General features: G+C 39.4%; 9 protein-coding genes. All 9 read right to left on the bottom strand.

Annotation, left to right across the window (positions count from 1 at the left end):
* Window positions 1-5: 5 nt before the first annotated feature.
* Window positions 6-2,996 (bottom strand): SusC/RagA family TonB-linked outer membrane protein, encoded by a 2,991-nt coding sequence (locus tag A9970_RS16040; protein ID WP_182983002.1) that lies wholly within the window; start codon window positions 2,994-2,996, stop codon window positions 6-8.
* A gap of 839 nt (window positions 2,997-3,835) precedes the next feature.
* Complete coding sequence (locus tag A9970_RS16035; RefSeq protein ID WP_182983001.1) at window positions 3,836-5,512, bottom strand: DUF6377 domain-containing protein; 1,677 nt, start codon at window positions 5,510-5,512, stop codon at window positions 3,836-3,838.
* A gap of 523 nt (window positions 5,513-6,035) precedes the next feature.
* Window positions 6,036-6,698, bottom strand: a complete 663-nt coding sequence (locus A9970_RS16030; RefSeq protein WP_182983000.1) for a gluconate 2-dehydrogenase subunit 3 family protein — start codon at window positions 6,696-6,698, stop codon at window positions 6,036-6,038.
* 77 nt (window positions 6,699-6,775) lie between these two features.
* Complete coding sequence (locus A9970_RS16025; protein WP_182982999.1) at window positions 6,776-8,461, bottom strand: GMC oxidoreductase; 1,686 nt, start codon at window positions 8,459-8,461, stop codon at window positions 6,776-6,778.
* Window positions 8,462-8,805: 344 nt separating this feature from the next.
* Window positions 8,806-10,227, bottom strand: coding sequence for a Gfo/Idh/MocA family protein (locus A9970_RS16020; RefSeq protein ID WP_182982998.1), 1,422 nt, complete (start codon window positions 10,225-10,227; stop codon window positions 8,806-8,808).
* Window positions 10,205-10,423 carry a hypothetical protein gene (locus tag A9970_RS16015; RefSeq protein ID WP_182982997.1) on the bottom strand — a complete coding sequence of 73 codons (219 nt, stop codon included), beginning with the start codon at window positions 10,421-10,423 and terminating at the stop codon, window positions 10,205-10,207. Before A9970_RS16015 ends, A9970_RS16020 begins: the two co-directional genes overlap by 23 nt.
* A 101-nt stretch (window positions 10,424-10,524) precedes the next feature.
* Window positions 10,525-11,526, bottom strand: coding sequence for a DUF4973 domain-containing protein (locus tag A9970_RS16010; protein WP_182982996.1), 1,002 nt, complete (start codon window positions 11,524-11,526; stop codon window positions 10,525-10,527).
* Between the two features lie 22 nt (window positions 11,527-11,548).
* Window positions 11,549-13,552, bottom strand: a complete 2,004-nt coding sequence (locus tag A9970_RS16005) for a RagB/SusD family nutrient uptake outer membrane protein (RefSeq protein WP_182982995.1) — start codon at window positions 13,550-13,552, stop codon at window positions 11,549-11,551.
* Between the two features lie 10 nt (window positions 13,553-13,562).
* Entirely contained in the window at window positions 13,563-16,652 is a 3,090-nt protein-coding gene (locus A9970_RS16000) for a TonB-dependent receptor (protein ID WP_182982994.1), read from the bottom strand.
* Between the last annotated feature and the right edge of the window lie 17 nt (window positions 16,653-16,669).

Genomic DNA, 16,669 nt, shown 5'->3' with positions numbered 1-16,669 from the left:
TTCATTTAAAATCCTACATTAACACCGAAGGTGAACGTTCGTGTAGAAGGGTAGAAACCTCGTCCTTGTACTCCAGTAGATAAACCAGTATCATTTTGTTCGGGATCCAGTCCTGTGTATCCCGATATAAGTGCTAAGTTTTGACCGCTGGCATAAACACGGAGATTCCGTATAGCAGATGAAGATGGAAATTTGAACCGATAGCCTAATGTAATGTTATCCAATTTTACAAAATCTCCTTTTTGAAGGTAATAGTCTGAATATTGTGGGGCATCATTCAATTGTGCATATTTATCCAGCGCACTCGACAATATATTATTTCCAAGCCAAGATTTATTGGCAAAATACAGATCTTGGGTATTCAATACGTCAAAATCAAATTTACCGCGGAGGAACACACTGAGATCCCAGCTTTTATAGGAAACATTGGCACCTAATGCAGCCATATATTTCGGCACTCCATTGCCAATAAAAGCTTTATCTTCCTCCACCATCTGATCTGCTCTTGCTGTTGATCCATCCGCTTTATAAAACAACCACTGTCCCTCATCATTAAACCCTGCAAAACGTTTTCCGTAATAAGTACCCAAAGGCCCTCCCTCTATTGTCCGTATGGCATTCCCTAATGATCCAGGTGCAGGAAGACTAACTGATTCAAGATAACTTGCTTTAAAAACATCATCGGACAACGATGCTAATGTATTTTTTTGATAGCTTCCTGTAAACGACATATCCCATTTCCAGTCGCGGTCTCTCATTATCTGATAGTTCAGTGCGAGCTCTAAACCACTGTTACGCAACTCCCCTACATTGGTAAACAACGTTGACAGCACAAAAGGCGGGACCTGCGTACTATAACTACCAAGAAGATCAGTCGTACGACGTTGATACCAGTCGATGCTACCGTTCAATCGTGAACTCCACAGGCCAAAATCTGCACCGACATTCAATTCACTCTTTTTCTCCCAGCGAAGATCCGGATTGGGATTCTTATCAGGACCGAAGGTCTGGAACCATGTACCATTGTTAAGATATTGCCCACCCGTCCCCAAAGTGACCAGCGACAAGTAATTGTCAATATCCTGATTTCCAGTAACCCCATACCCTACTCGTAACTTGAACTGATCTATTGAAGCAATGTCCTCCATAAAACTTTCCTTTTTAATATTCCAGCCCAAGGATGCCGCTGGAAAATTTCCCCATTTATGGTTAGCTCCAAATCGGGAAGATCCTTCGTGGCGTAAGATGAACGAAACCATATACAAGCCTCTATAGTCGTAATTTAATCGACCGAAGAATGCAACAAGCTTATTATTATTCCGTTTACTACCCATCGATGCCAACCCAGACTTCAGATCCGTTCCAGCACCTAAGTTATCCGCTTGGTTGGCATCGGTCAGAAAGCCCGAGTTCGATTCTTCCATATTGTTATACTGTCCCTTTTGATAACTATATCCCACAATGGCATCAATGTTGTGATTTTCGTAAAAAGTCTTGCCATAGTTGATTGTGGCTTCCAAAGTCTTAGTATCGGTCAGTGCACTGTATTTACGCGCGTAACCACCACCGCGGTAAGAAACGATCGAAGACCGAGAGGCCAGCATTCGATATTCATCTTCCTGATAACTATTGCGAACAATAGAACCAAAGACAGTTGCTGTCAATCCTGAGGTAATATCTACTGTCGCCTTTGCATCACCCGAAAACAATGTCCGCTCGCCTTTATTGGTTTCCTGATTTAATCGGGCAATCGGATTGTAATAACTTCCAGCTACAAGTAGGTCATTATAGGTGCCGTCTGCATTAAATACAGGCTGTGTCGGATTCTGCTGAATAGCTTGTTCAAAATCTGCCGCTTGTCCACCCAAAAGATTTTGGCTACGAATATTGGTTGCCAAATTTGACTGCAAGTGTAAACGATCTTTCAATCCCGTATGATTGATACTTAACCGACCACCATATTGGGTATTGCTATTGGCCACAGCAATCCCCTCATTGTTGGAATAGCTTCCTGATAAACGATAATTTGACTTCTCCGTACCTCCAGAAGCAGATAAATTATGATAATGGGTTACATTTCCTTTATTAAGCAATAAGTCAAAATAATCGACTTCATCTCCTTCATCGTTCATTTTATTGGCATTTTTATTCGTCGGATCGTTCTTTAAATCTCGATACTGTTGAGCTGTCAACATATGCGGTCTTCTGAGGACTTCATCGTGAGCGAAATAGCTAGAATAATCGAACTGCCCTGCACCGGCTTTCCCCTTTTTCGTTGTAATCAAGACAACTCCTGCATTTGCACGGGTTCCGTAGATTGCTGCGGCAGAACCATCTTTTAGCACTGTGATAGATTCGATATCGTCCTGTTGGACAAGATTTAAGCTTCCCCCTGGGATTCCGTCAATTACAATTAGAGGCTGATTTGTTCCACTTAACGTTGTCGCTCCACGCAATTGGATATTCGTGTCCCAATTTGGATTATTGTTACCCCCAGATCTCGTAATACTTAATCCTGCTACGCGGCCACGAATCAAATCTAAGGGACTGCGGACCCCGCCTTGGTTCATATCCTTAGCTGCAACCTGTGTTACTGCTGACGTAACATTTGCCCGTTTTTGTGTTCCGTATCCTACGACTACAACTTCTTCCAGGACATCTGTACTTTCGATAAGGGTCACTTTATAAGGACCGTTTTCACTAAGTAAAAATTCTTGTTTTTTATAGCCGATCATTGTCAATAATAAGGTTTCACCGGTATTGGCGTTAATTCTAAAATTTCCAGATGCATCCGTCCGTGTGGAATGATCTTTGCCTTTGACTTGTACAGTCACCCCAGCCAACGGTTTTCCATGCGCATCTTTTATATTTCCATCCACCAATTGCTGAAGATCATAAGCAAAAGTCCTATAAGATATTTCATACGAATGGGCCCAGCTCGGGAAACCAAGCACTAGCAGCAACAGCCATGAAAGTTTGTTACTCGAATTACTCATTATCATTTTTTATTAAATCAAATTAATTAGTTGTCTCTATTAAATTGCCCAAACTATTAGTCCTCTCAAAAAGCAAATTCAGCATTCAATTTTCTAAATACCACATGTCATGAATAGTTAATAAACGAAATTGTAAAGTTCAGGTACAAGTCTCCCGAAGTCATTTCCTCATTATCTACCCTTTTCGGTATCCAGGTTCAATTCATAAGGCATATTGCATATTGATCTCATAATTTCCATTTTAAACAATTCCTTTTGCATGATATTTTTTTGGCATAGATTGAATTCGGAAATATTGATATTAAAACTATTACTAATGACAAAGTAATCAGTTCCAACTGGCACTTCTTGGTATGTATGAGATCTCTAGATTTCCGCAAGTGATGGATACCGAATTTAACTATTGGCAATTGTACATTTTCACAAACAAACTGGGCTATCACTAAAAGGAAAGCATCTGAACACAGCTTAATAAACGCGCGTTTTTTTTTCATACAAACTAGCATCAAATTGTTGTTGCTACAAAGATGATTATTTCGCTATTCAACTATTCATCAATCAGTTCTTCTATCTTTAAAATCAAAACAAAACAGAGTATAATACACTGAAAAACAAACAGATAAATAAATCAAGAAACTTATAAATCTAAATTAATTTTTACATAGAATCAAAAGATAACTGCAATACCTTATGAAAAAGAATATCATATTCAGTTCTAAAACAGAATAATAAGATGTAATTTAATTCTAAGGCGTTTCGAGAATTTACTCCGTAGAGAACAAGACCTTCCAAAGGATGGAAAGTGAGATAATTAAAAAATTGGTAAGCTTGCTTTTTCGTTATATTTCCTTTACCCTGTTCTCGAACAATTCAGGACATAAAGATCTATTTTTAATTTTCGACCTATAAGTGTATATCGTTGATATAGAACATCGCAAAAATCTCGAAATTTTATTACTATCTCTAATTCCAAGTCTTATTAACGCATAAATGCGTATTTCTGTTGTCATTTCGCACTTCTGCACCTCTTGACGATCAGCTTCCGGAAATAGATTATTAAAATCAATGATAAAATTGGGATAGATTTTTAGAAAAGTCTCGTCAAATTTTGTTAAAAATACTTTATACTCCTGATCAATAAATTCGGTTGAATTGAGCTCTTGCTTGATCTTATCTACTTTTCCCCCTTTGACCAACCGCTTTAAGTATACACGGTGATCGTTGAGTTTGTCAATATAATCAGAGCACAAGTCAATAAACTTCGCTAAATACATCTCTTTCACTATATTAGCGGAAGTTAACTCCTTATTTAGATATAGTAATTGAACATTAGCCAACTGAAGATCAGCATTGGAAAGATTCAAGCATCTACCAACTTCATTAAGCTCGATATTGCTGACAATTAAATCATCATTCACTTGCTTTAGATTCTTTTTAGCTTTTTGTAATTTCTGATATTGAAAATAAACTCCCAATGAAAGACACAAAATAATGCAAAATGCAATAATTAGTTCATTTCTTTGTTGAATAATCTTTACATTATATGCATTGTAAATTTCAGGGAGTACTTTAATGATTTGTTGTGTTCGCCTATAAGCTCCGCTGTATCTCGAATCTTGCAAAGAAGTTTCAATAAAACTATATGCTGTTTCAATATCCCCTGACTCATAGATCAATATTGCCAATTTCCAAAGAGAGACATACTCTTTTACACCATGTTTAATGTCTGTAATCGCTGAAATTGCCAGATATTTCTTTTCATTTTCTTCATTATGTTTAGAGCTCTCCAACCTGGCCATAAGATATGCCACATGAGCCATATCGCGATCTTCAGTCGTTAATTTGTTGTAAGAAACTGTAAGTATACTCAACGCCCTATCATAGTCGCCGTTTAAACGAAGCCTATTCGCCTTATGGATAGAATACCATATTGGATTTTTCGATGTATAGAAAATAAGAGAGTCGGTATTCGCTGCAATCGCTTTATTATATATATCGGTTGCTTTTCCATCAATAGTCAAACGTTCAGCCATTCCTTTACTGAATTCAAGCCTAGTATTAAAATAAAGTAATTTCAAACTCTTGGGAATTTCTCCAGTCTTCAGATAAGGACCGTTAAGTAGTTCCTCACACTCCCTATACATACCAACATAATTATAGGCTCTCGCAATGAGAATAAGTGACTCGACTTTATAATTCGGATAAGCCCTCAATTCATTTTCCGAATATGCTAACATTCGTCTTGCATAGGAAAGGGATGTATCGATTTTTACATCAAAATACTTTTCATATAATATTCGACTTATGTTAAAACGTTTTGCAGGATCTTTCGTCTTGTTCAGTTCTGATCGAATTAATGTTATATTATCCAGTTTTTTCTTAAAATACTCATTACGCTTTGCTACCACATTTTTCAGGTCGGAAAAAGCACTTTCATAAGATAAATCCGGGGCAGCATGGGCCTGATCAATTTTCAAAAAAATAGTTAAAGCAAATAGGATAAATACAATTTTCATAGCACTTAGGTAATATTATCCAAAATCATTTAAGATGTATGTTTTCTAGATTTAATTCAACAGGTATAAAAGATAGTTTATTTCCCCCTATACTTTTATTTAATAGGCTTAAAACTAGCAAAACTAAATTAAGGTAATATCTCCTTTATATTAAAAAATAATAAAAAATCTTCTCAAAATAATGAACAAGAAACTTAAATATGCCACGATATTGCTACAACTGGAAGAATTTGAAATTTCTTAAACGCTTCAAAATATAATTAATATTAAGTCTGTGGTATACTTCATTTATAGAAAATATTTTGCCGAGATAAAATCTATTTTCTTTTTTTTGCAGCTATCCAATATTTTACTTCAAAATTAGTTGATAAGACATTGATTTAGAGAAAATTTAAACTTCTTGTGTAAAAAAAATGATCAAATTACCTGAATCTGATCATTTCCTGTATTTTAAGCACAGATTATCATCCTTAATCAAAATCAATGAAGTACGGTTTGTAAAATCATCTCTTTGAATACTGAATTAGACTGCCCACGCATGCTCTCCTTTTTCATAAGGAAATTCTCCATCAAATCTACCAGGAACCTTGACAAAGCGAAGGGCTTTTGTCATCCCTATTTCAGATGTAAAAAAGCCAGTCAATGTCAATTGCTTCAATAAAAAGAAAAAATGGTTTGCGGTATTATCTCTTAATTTATCCATCTTTTGTTTAAAGAAAAAATAATCTTTGTTTTCCACTAATTCTTTGGCTAGCTCCTTTTCATCCAGTTTTAACTGCTCTTTCCTCTTATCTTGAAAATCTTTAGCTTCTTGATCTAATATATCCACAAAAGAAAATCGCTCATCTGAAGTCAATTCTAAAAATTTTTTACCAAATTCAAGTTTAGAACGTCTATCGATTTCTCCTAGGCCATCAACAAAGGCCTTTTGATTGACCTCTGAATAACAATCACGTATCATGACTGGTATGAAACTTCCCACATTGGCATCTTTTGCACCGGGAGTTGAGGTACGCGGTAGAATTGCTTCTCCTAACTCATTCAACAAATTAATGCTGTCTTTTTCAAATAATATAGCGATTTTTTTATTTGTTGACCGAACACAACCTTCAAGGAATAAATTTGTACCAACAATTGACCCACCTATTAATAATGCCACATGCTTGATAGCTTTTCTTCTATTCATTTTACTATCTTTTAATATCTATGTTATTCGTTATTAACCTTATAAATTTCCAAACCATATAGTAGACCTATATTAGCTTATAGATTTCCTTTCTTTAATTCTTCAGCCGCAAAATCCACAGCACGTGCTGTCAAAGCCATATATGTTAATGATGGATTGATACAGGCGGATGACACCATTGCCGCACCGTCAGTTACAAAAACATTCTTTGCGTCCCATACCTGATTATGTTGGTTCAATACCGAATTTTTCGGATCAGTCCCCATACGTGCTGTACCCATCTCATGTATTCCCTGCCCAAAGCCATAGCCATTATCAAAGGTTTTAACATCTTTAACACCTATTTCTTCCAACATCGATTTCATCTCATTCATCATGTCAGGACGCATTTTCTTCTCGTTATCTTTGATTTCCATATCCATTGCGAGAATTGGTAGTCCCCAATTATCTTTATGTTCTTTATCCAAAAAGATTCTGTTTTCATGATAGGGCAAAATTTCACCAAAAGCGGTAAAGTTGACAGTCCAGTCTCCTGGTTCAAGTAGTGCATCCTTCCATGCTGCACCGACCGATTTGCCATCTAAATCACCGGACCAACGTCCTCTGGAGGCAGCTCCCTGATATCCAAACCCACGTAGATAGTCCCTAGATTTTGTATCACTAGGGATATTGACAAAACGGGGAACGTAAAGGCTACTAGGGCGACGACCAAACATATAACTGTCTTCATATCCTTCGATCCTTCCCCGTGCTCCGAGTTTAAAATGATGATCCATAGCGTTATGCCCTAATTCACCACTGCTGCTACCTAAGCCTCCTTCCCAAACCTCCTTCGCTGAATTCATTAATAACCATGTCGAATTAAAAGCCGATGCATTAACAAAAATCACTTTTGCATAAAACTCGTAAGTTTCATTCGTTTCAGCATCTAGGATCTCTACTCCAGTTGCTTTTTTAGTATCCTTATTATAAAGTATGCGGGTAACGATGGAAAAAGGCCGGACAGTAAGATTACCGGTTTTCATTGCTGCTGGAAGCGTTGCAGACTGTGTACTAAAATAACCCCCAAAATTGCAGCCCAACCAGCATTGATTTTGAAACTGACAATTTATTCGGCCTTCATGAGGCACAGTAATATTTGCCGAGCGTGCGTGGATAAAGTGTCGCGTTCCTCCAAATTTAGTTTTTAAACGTGCCGCAAGATCCTTTTCGACAATATTCATTGGGATAGGTGGCATATACTCCCCATCCGGCAACACTTCTAAACCATCTCGATTCCCCTGTATACCGGCAAATTTTTCAACATAACTGTACCACGGAGCAATATCTTTATATCGTATAGGCCAATTTGTGCCATGACCATCTTTCAAATTAGCTTCAAAATCTAAATCCGAAAAGCGATAGCTTTGCCGTCCCCAGGTTAGCGATCGTCCGCCTACTTGATAGCCTCTATACCAATCAAAACGTTTAATCTCGGTATAGGGGCTTTTCTTCTCATCTACCCAAAAATCAAGATTCTTCTCATTTAATGGATAGTCACGTTTCAAGACAGAGTAATCATCCTCCATACTTCTGGTACGTCCACCGCGATGTGGGTATTCCCATAAATTGGCGTTCGCATGATAATCTTTTATGTGTTCGACATTTCTACCGCGCTCAAGCATAATTGTACGTAATCCCCGCTCTGTTAATTCTTTTGCGGCCCAACCACCACTAATACCCGATCCTATGACAATTGCGTCATAATTGTTGCTATTTACCATATTGTAATTCCTATATTTTTAATTGCTTTATCAGATATTGTCAAAATGAACATAAAACCAATCAAAATAAATATAAAAAGCCACTTTATAGTTTGCTAAGGCGCTTATCCTTTAAACAGAACCTTCAACAAAATATAGTCGCTTAGCTTTGTAATCATTTTTTTTGATTTTTATTTATTTACAGCATCGCTGTCAAAGCCCCACCCAATGCGTATATCATTAAGATCGTACACCATCCCCTTTTGCCTTCAAAAATGTTTTTCTCTTTATTTTGCATATCCCTCATACTTTTTAAAGACTTAATGACAAAACGATATTAAAACTCATTATGTCCTGTTTTACGTTTAAATATTATAATTGATTTCCCAGCCTTTACGGTAATTTCGTTTCACAAACTGGTTCACCATGTCAAAATTTGTCACCTTCATGGACTGGTTGTCCCAGACCAACTTCAGGTTTCGTCCCGGATATTTGTTGCCCACTTTCAAGTCGGCACCTCGGATTGCCAAGTTGGCCATCAATAAAGCTTCGGTCAACGGAGCCGCAATCTCAAAAGGAGAACTGACTTCCTTTTTGCCATGTCCAGCTAGACAGGCATCTACCCATTGTGCCTGGTGCCCACTCGCTTGATTAGATACCCGCGCATACTTCAATGGTACTTGACGTGCACGTTCGTTTAGTTCCACTGGCAACAAACGTGCATTGGAACCATACGTATCCAATAAGATCTTTCCTTTCGTACCCACAAGCAATATCCCATTTCCACCATCACCAAAGTGGTCATTTGCTCCCAGCTCATCTGGACGTGAAGGTTGGATACCACCGTCCATCCAATGCAGTTTTACAGGACCTGCAGTACGGTTTGTCTTTGGAAAAGTCATGGTCGCATGACTAGATGGCGGACAAGCTTCAGGAAAATACCCCCGTTTAAACTCATCTACATATACCGACCCAACACTCGCTTCTACGTCCTGAACATACTGCAGCCCCAACACACTAAATGGAACTTCCAACAGGTGACATCCCATATCACCTAAAGCGCCGGTTCCATAAGCCCACCAACCGCGCCAGTTAAATGGCACCAATTTATCGACATACTCTTTTTTAGGTGCCGTTCCCAACCACAAATCCCAATCCAATTCTTTCGGTACGGGAGCAGTTGTGGTCGGCCAACCGATACCTTGTGGCCAAACCGGACGGTCTGTCCAACAATAAACAGTATGTACATCTCCCACGAGCCCGGAATCATACCATTCCCGTGCTTGTCTTGGTCCATCATTGGAAGCCCCCTGATTACCCATTTGGGTTACTACTCGATAACGCTTGGCGGCCTCGGTCAGCACACGTGCTTCCCAGATATCATGTGTTAACGGTTTTTCGACGTATACATGTTTACTAAGTTGCATGGCAGCCAGACATTGGATGGCGTGCTGATGGTCCGGAGTAGAAATAGCCACTGCATCAATATGCTTATGCTCCTTTTCTAAAAGCACGCGATAATCTTTATAATATTTTGCTTTTGGAAATTTAGCAACTGTCTTTGCAGCTCGGCGGTCATCCACATCGCACAAATAAGCAATATTTGCTCGTTGATGCGCACCAATGTTGTTGGTGTTTACGACACCCTTTCCACCAACACCTATGCTGGCCACCTGTAACGTGTCGCTCGGTGCTACATAGCCCGTACCGCCTAAAACCCGGCGCGGTACAATCATCAATCCGCCGACAACCGTGACGGCAGATTTAAGAAACCTTCTTCTTTCCATTTATTTTTAATTGATAAAAGCCTTTATCCATACCAGAAAGATGATCTGACAGATAAAAACTTTGATATTTAGTTGTAATAATCTCATATTGATCCATAGCTGCCGTAAGAGCGACATAATATGGTCGCGACTGTATGATCCCTATACTTTTGCGACATAACAATTGAATGTAATTTCCGCGGGTATCAAGTTTCATTTTGCAATCACATAACTATCTTTTACGATACCCGATTTTGCCATCATACGATAGTTGTCCATCTTCTGATTGGTATTGAAATAAAGCTTAAATACTTATTTTTACCACTGAATAGCCTGATCCTCATCGGGCATTAAGGTATTGAGCTTACGTTCCATAGTCATCGTACCTGTAGCCCGATAGTTTAAGACTTTACCGGGCACCGACGTGATATCACTATATTTATATTCCATTTTCATGGTAATATATCGGTGTAAGACATAAGGCTGTGTCTTATCTGGAGTATCCCTGATATCATACGTGGGCTGTCCGATCACAGAAAATCCAATATCGTTGTTAACAGCTTTTACAGTCAGCAGTCCTTTTTTTGTACCGAAACCATCTTCAGTCGCTTCGCCAAAGTCGACAATAACCTTGTATTTTGAACGGTTAATATCCCGTTCGTCGGTAATGCCCGCATAGAAAAAAACCGAATTTTCATCTACGACCCAATTTGTACGATTACTGACGACCATCTGATCTTTCGTCTCTTTGTCGTAATAGATGTTCATCGCTGTCGCAGAATATAGTCCTGAATAGTTATTAAATGGCTTTATGTACAACAAGGCCTTACGCCACCCTTTTCTATAGTTTTGCTTGTACGCTGCATCGTCCTGAATGGTTATAGGCAAGACCCATTGCTCCACCAAATCCAGGTTATCAAACTTAAATGTAATCGGAAAATTTGCGGTATGCGTTCCTTTGGCAATACGGACTGATTGCTGTGGTAGTTCATAAAACTGCTCCATCAATTGTTTATAATAAAGATCCTTACGGTATTGAAACTTCTGATAGTTGAAGATCGCCAATGTATCCATATCGACTCCTATCTTAACGTCGATATCCTTATCGCTATCTAGGGAACCACTAAGAAGAACCGGCAAGTCATATTTAATGATCCCATTTGGATTGTAACGCAAATAGATCGGGTACAAGCCTGTACCGTCAACGGGAGCCTTAAGCGAAATCATGTTGCTATATAGTTCATCGTTGTATTCTTTATTACATGAATTCAGGCCAACAATGCTAAAGCCGATCAGTATGGATATAAATAGATTTTTCATAATAGTCAAATACAGTATTAAATTAGTCAAATGATGGCCATCCCGGGGCCTGGGTCAAACGGTTATTCTTCCGCAATTCGTCCCAATCTACTGGCCAGAAGTACATTTTCTTTGAAAACGAAGTTTGCAACAAAGGAACCTGCACAATTTCATAAAAGCGCTCCGCATTATCTTTCGTCATCAACGTATTATAGCCGTATATTTGCTGCCCCTCTTCCACCAAAGCATCTTTCCAACGACGCAAGTCATAGTACCGCTGGTTTTCACCCAACAGCTCTATCTGTCTTTCATGTTTGATCTTCTGACGAAGGGAGCCTTGCTCATTGTAAATACTCATATCATAATCAGGTACGCCGGCACGGATACGAACAGGTGCTATCGCTGACTTAATTTCAGAAACATTCCGACTGAGGGTATGTGTACCCAAACCATCCCATGTAGGAATTGAGTAAGATCCATTCAATTCGTTGACCGCTTCGGCATACATCAAGAGGATATCCGCATAACGGATAGCTATTTCTACTTTTGGCAATATTTTACCGCTACCGGTCAGATTATCGTTTGGATTGACGTATTTACGCATCCCGATTCCTGTGGGTTGCCAGTTGTTATCGTTTATGCGTCCATCAGTCTGACTACGATATAAAAAGACCTGTTTATTCTGGTAAGAAATATTTTGTGTGGCGCTGGCACCTGCAAAAAACGAACCATTAAATGCTACCGAAGCATAAAAACGAGGCTCACGATTAGCGAACTCTTTCCACACTCCTTCCAATAACGGTTGAAATTTGCTGACTTCGTCTTTCTTCACAAACATATTCGCCTGACCATATTTTGCAAGAATTGCCGTCCGGTCAAATGGCGTTCCATCATTCATCTCATAAGCGTCTGCCTGTTTTAACGTCAAGCCGTGGCAGTTATATCCACCGATGGATATCGGCATTTCGTGGCGCGAAAGTGCCATTATACCATGAGATGCATCCGTTTGGTTTTCTCCACGGGTGAAGATCATTTCGGGATTTTCATAGGCGTACAAATCCCCGTTAAACAATGCCCTGTAGGATTCAAACGGATCGATATCTGCCCAACCCTCCGGAAAATTACGGGTGGAATATTCTGCGTGATACGGCGGCGCGATTGTAGCAGGATAAGCAGAAGTACCCTTTGATTGCCGACTAGATGTATACAATCGATAGACATTTAAATTCATCACATCTTTTGCCGCCGCCGCAGCTTTTGCCCATTTTGCCTCATTATAATGTTGTGAAATTAACGGATTACCTTTATCATCTACAAAGTCCGACATTTCTGAATTCCCATTAGCCAGCGGACTTGCTGCGAAAAGTAAAGCTTTCGCCCGTGTAGCTAGTGCAGCTCCTTTTGTAGGACGTGCAATATTCCGGTTGTCGCGCTTCATCGGTAGATCTTTTGCTGCCAAGGCCATTTCAGATGATATAAAATCCACCACTTCATCATAGGTATTCCGTGGATAGGAAAGCTTATCATATTCAACATCATAATCTACGCTCTTATCTGGCATAATTGGCACTGGACCATATTTACGCAACAATAGCCAGTACAAATACGCTCGGATAAAGCGAGCCTGTGCTTTATAGTCGCGGACCTGCTCAACACTAAACTTTCCGCTGTTATCAACGGCATAAATCATGATCGAAGCTTGGCGAATACCGGCATAAGACTGGTACCAAGAATCTTTTAGCCACGTATAATCATATTCTCCGAATTTAAACGCCCGATATACCTGTCCGTTACTCCCCTCATTGAAGATCATATCGTCCGAAAAGTTACTTACGGTATAGTTTCTATGTCCGATCTCCAGGTTAAAATCCAATAATTGTTTATAACAATTTGCCAACCACTGCTCTGTATAATCTTTGTTGTTAAAAATACGTTCTTCACTTTGCGTATCACTAAAAAAACGATCCACACTCAGGTAATCCTTACAGGAACTCGTAACAAATGCTGAACCTGCCAATAGGGCATATAAAAAATATTTTCTTTTCATGATATTCTCATTATAAAGTAAGTGTCATACCAACGGTAAATGTCTTTGACAAAGGATATTGCTGTCCGTTTGAACTATTCATTTCCGGATCCCATAATTTAAAATTTGTAAATGTCAACAAGTTGGTGCCCATAAAATAAAACCGACAATTATTGATATGATAACGGTTTACAAAAGTTTTTGGCAAGGTGTACCCAACATCCATATTCTTGATCCTTAGATAGGTGCTATTGCGCAACCAATACGATGAAGCCCGAAAATTATTGGATGCACCTACATCACTACCATAGCTTAATCTCGGATATACGGCATTTACGTCCTCATTCTCGCCCAATATCCAACGGTTAGACTCTGGTACATCCGACAAGATATTACCCCAGTCACCCTGACTGAAGGGATATATGGTAAATCCATTGATAAAGAAAGAGGAATTTCCAGCACCTTGAAACAGCACACTGAAATCAAAATTTTTCCACATTGCGGACAAACCAAATCCGTAAATTAAATTCGGATATGGTGTTGAACCTATCGGTACGATATCATTATCGTCGATCTTACCATCACCATTGATATCTCTATACTTTACATCGCCCGGCATGACCTGACCATACATTTGCGTGGGACTATTGCGGATATCTTCGTAATCTTTAAACAATCCCAGCGCCATTAAACCACGGTTTTGCCTAACCCGAAAACCTGCCTTTGTCGTATAAGGATAATTGCTATATTGCTCATCTGCCTCCAGCACTTTGTTTTTACTATAAGTGAGGTTACCACGTAAAGTAATACTTGCTTCACCAAATCGCTGGGTAAACTTCATAGACCCGTCAAAACCTTTGGAGACGGACGACCCTACGTTAGCGCTCGGTGCAGAACCACTGATACCGATAATACCAGGTACATAGTCACGCTGCAAATAAATACCATCACGTTGTTCATGAAATAAGTCAAAGGTACCGCCGATCTTATCGTTCAGAAACGAAAAGTCTAATCCCAAATCATGTTTTGTTGCGACCTCCCAGGTTACACTATTTGACGATACCTGATTATATGTCAACCCCTTATAACTGTTATTACTTTCAATATCTCCCCAATTAAATCCATTGGTAGTATTTTCGTCATTAGTAAAAGTTGCTAAATATGGGAAACGAATACGTTTTCCATTCTTCTCCATATAGTCATTTCCGACCTTACCATACGAATAACGGATCTTGAAAATATTTACCCACATCAGATTCTTTTTGATAAAAGTTTCTTCTGCCACGTTCCATGCACCCGATACTGCCGGAAACAAATCAAACTGGTGCCCTTTGGCAAAATTCTCGGAACCATTGTATCCAAAATTGAAATCCACAAAATAGCGGTATTGGTAGCCATAGGTAAAGCGACCTGCCAACCGTTGGTTGCGGCGTTCGATACCTTGCATAATATCTGTACCGTAACTGGAAGTATTGACCTGTTTATCCTGACTATATTGGATAACGGCACCAAGTTTATGATCTTTAAAGTCCCGGTTATAATGCAGTTCGGCCTGCAAAAATTCCGATCGGTCGCCATTGGCACTAGACTCTTGTTTTAATAATTGCTCCGCAACGACTTCCTTAAATATAACCTCGCCTGCATTACCACGATTGCGCTCCGCCTGATAACCTGTAGGCCATTTCACCCGACGGATGTAATTCTTGTTATTGGTATCGAACCCAAAACGTCCGATAAATTTCATCCCCTTGGTAAGAAAATCAAAATTCTGTTCCAACGTCGCATTCGTCTGGATCTTGTTGTTCCAGTTTTCGATATAGCCCATTTGGGTCATTAATACCCACGGGTTATTTTTGCCTCCTGATCCACGCGACGACATATTGCCATTTGAATACCGCAATGGGACAGAGATCGGGTTCTGACCCATTAATGAATTCCAAATCTCATTATAGGTAGCACCCGGAAGATTTTGTTTATCCAAGGAACCACTCACCCCTATACGTAACAATGTAGACTTGGTGATGTCCATATCCACGTTTGTACGATAATTCCAGCGCTTATAATTTGCATTTGTATCGTAACCTTCCCACGCATCTTTTGTCGAATACATTCCCCCTTCGTCAATATAACTTCCGGACACAAAATAGCGTGCAGTTGTACCACCACCATCCAAATTGAGGCTTGCCCGCTTGGTATATGCGCCGTCTTTTAACAATAATTTCATCCAATCGATATTCGGATAGATATCCTGATCCAATCCCTCACGGATTAAACTAAGATCACTTTCCGTATAAAAAGGTGCTTGGTTGCGTGTGGTACGCGCTTCATTCATTAGCGAAGCATAGGTCAATCCATCCGCAAATTTCGGTGTATAAGTGCGAGTATTATATGTACCTTCCACCTTGCCATTAATCGAAACTTTTCCGCTCTTTCCGCGTTTGGTTGTGATCAAGACCACACCATTTGCGCCGCGTGAACCATAAATTGCTGTAGTTGATGCATCTTTCAATACAGAGAATGATTCGATATCCTCGATATTGATTTCATTCAATGAACGTTCAAAACCATCCACAAGTACCAAAGCGCTTGTACCGGCACCAAAGGTGGAAATCCCCCGGATCCAAAACTCAGACGCATTGCTACCAGGCTGTCCAGAAGACTGCATCGCCATAATTCCCGCTACATTACCCGCCAGTGCATTGGTGATACTCGAAGACGGTGTTTTCAAAGTACTTACATCTACGGTTGTCACTGCACCCGTTACCGTTACTTTTTTCTGGGGACCGAGAGCAGTGATGGTTACTTCTTCCAGTGCGTTGGATTCAGATTCCTGTAACATAACATTGATAGTCAATTTATCTTTTACCAAGACCTCTTTTTTCTCGTATCCTACCGATGAAAAGACCAACGTTTGGTACCGATTCACTTTCATCTTATAATTTCCTTCAGCATCCGTAGTAACACCCAGACCCGCCTGATCTTTTACTGTAATAGAAACACCCAATAATGGAGCGCTTTTTATATCCGTGACCTTTCCCATCACTTCTATTTTTTCCTGTTGGGCAAATAGCGGGACTATATATACCCATAGCCACAACATGGTTAATATTACACTTTTCATATAACCTTTTGATTCAG

The organism is Sphingobacterium sp. UME9, from assembly GCF_014170215.1.
Classification (GTDB): Bacteria; Bacteroidota; Bacteroidia; order Sphingobacteriales; family Sphingobacteriaceae; genus Sphingobacterium; species Sphingobacterium paramultivorum.
This window is presented reverse-complemented; position numbering and strand designations above follow the sequence as displayed.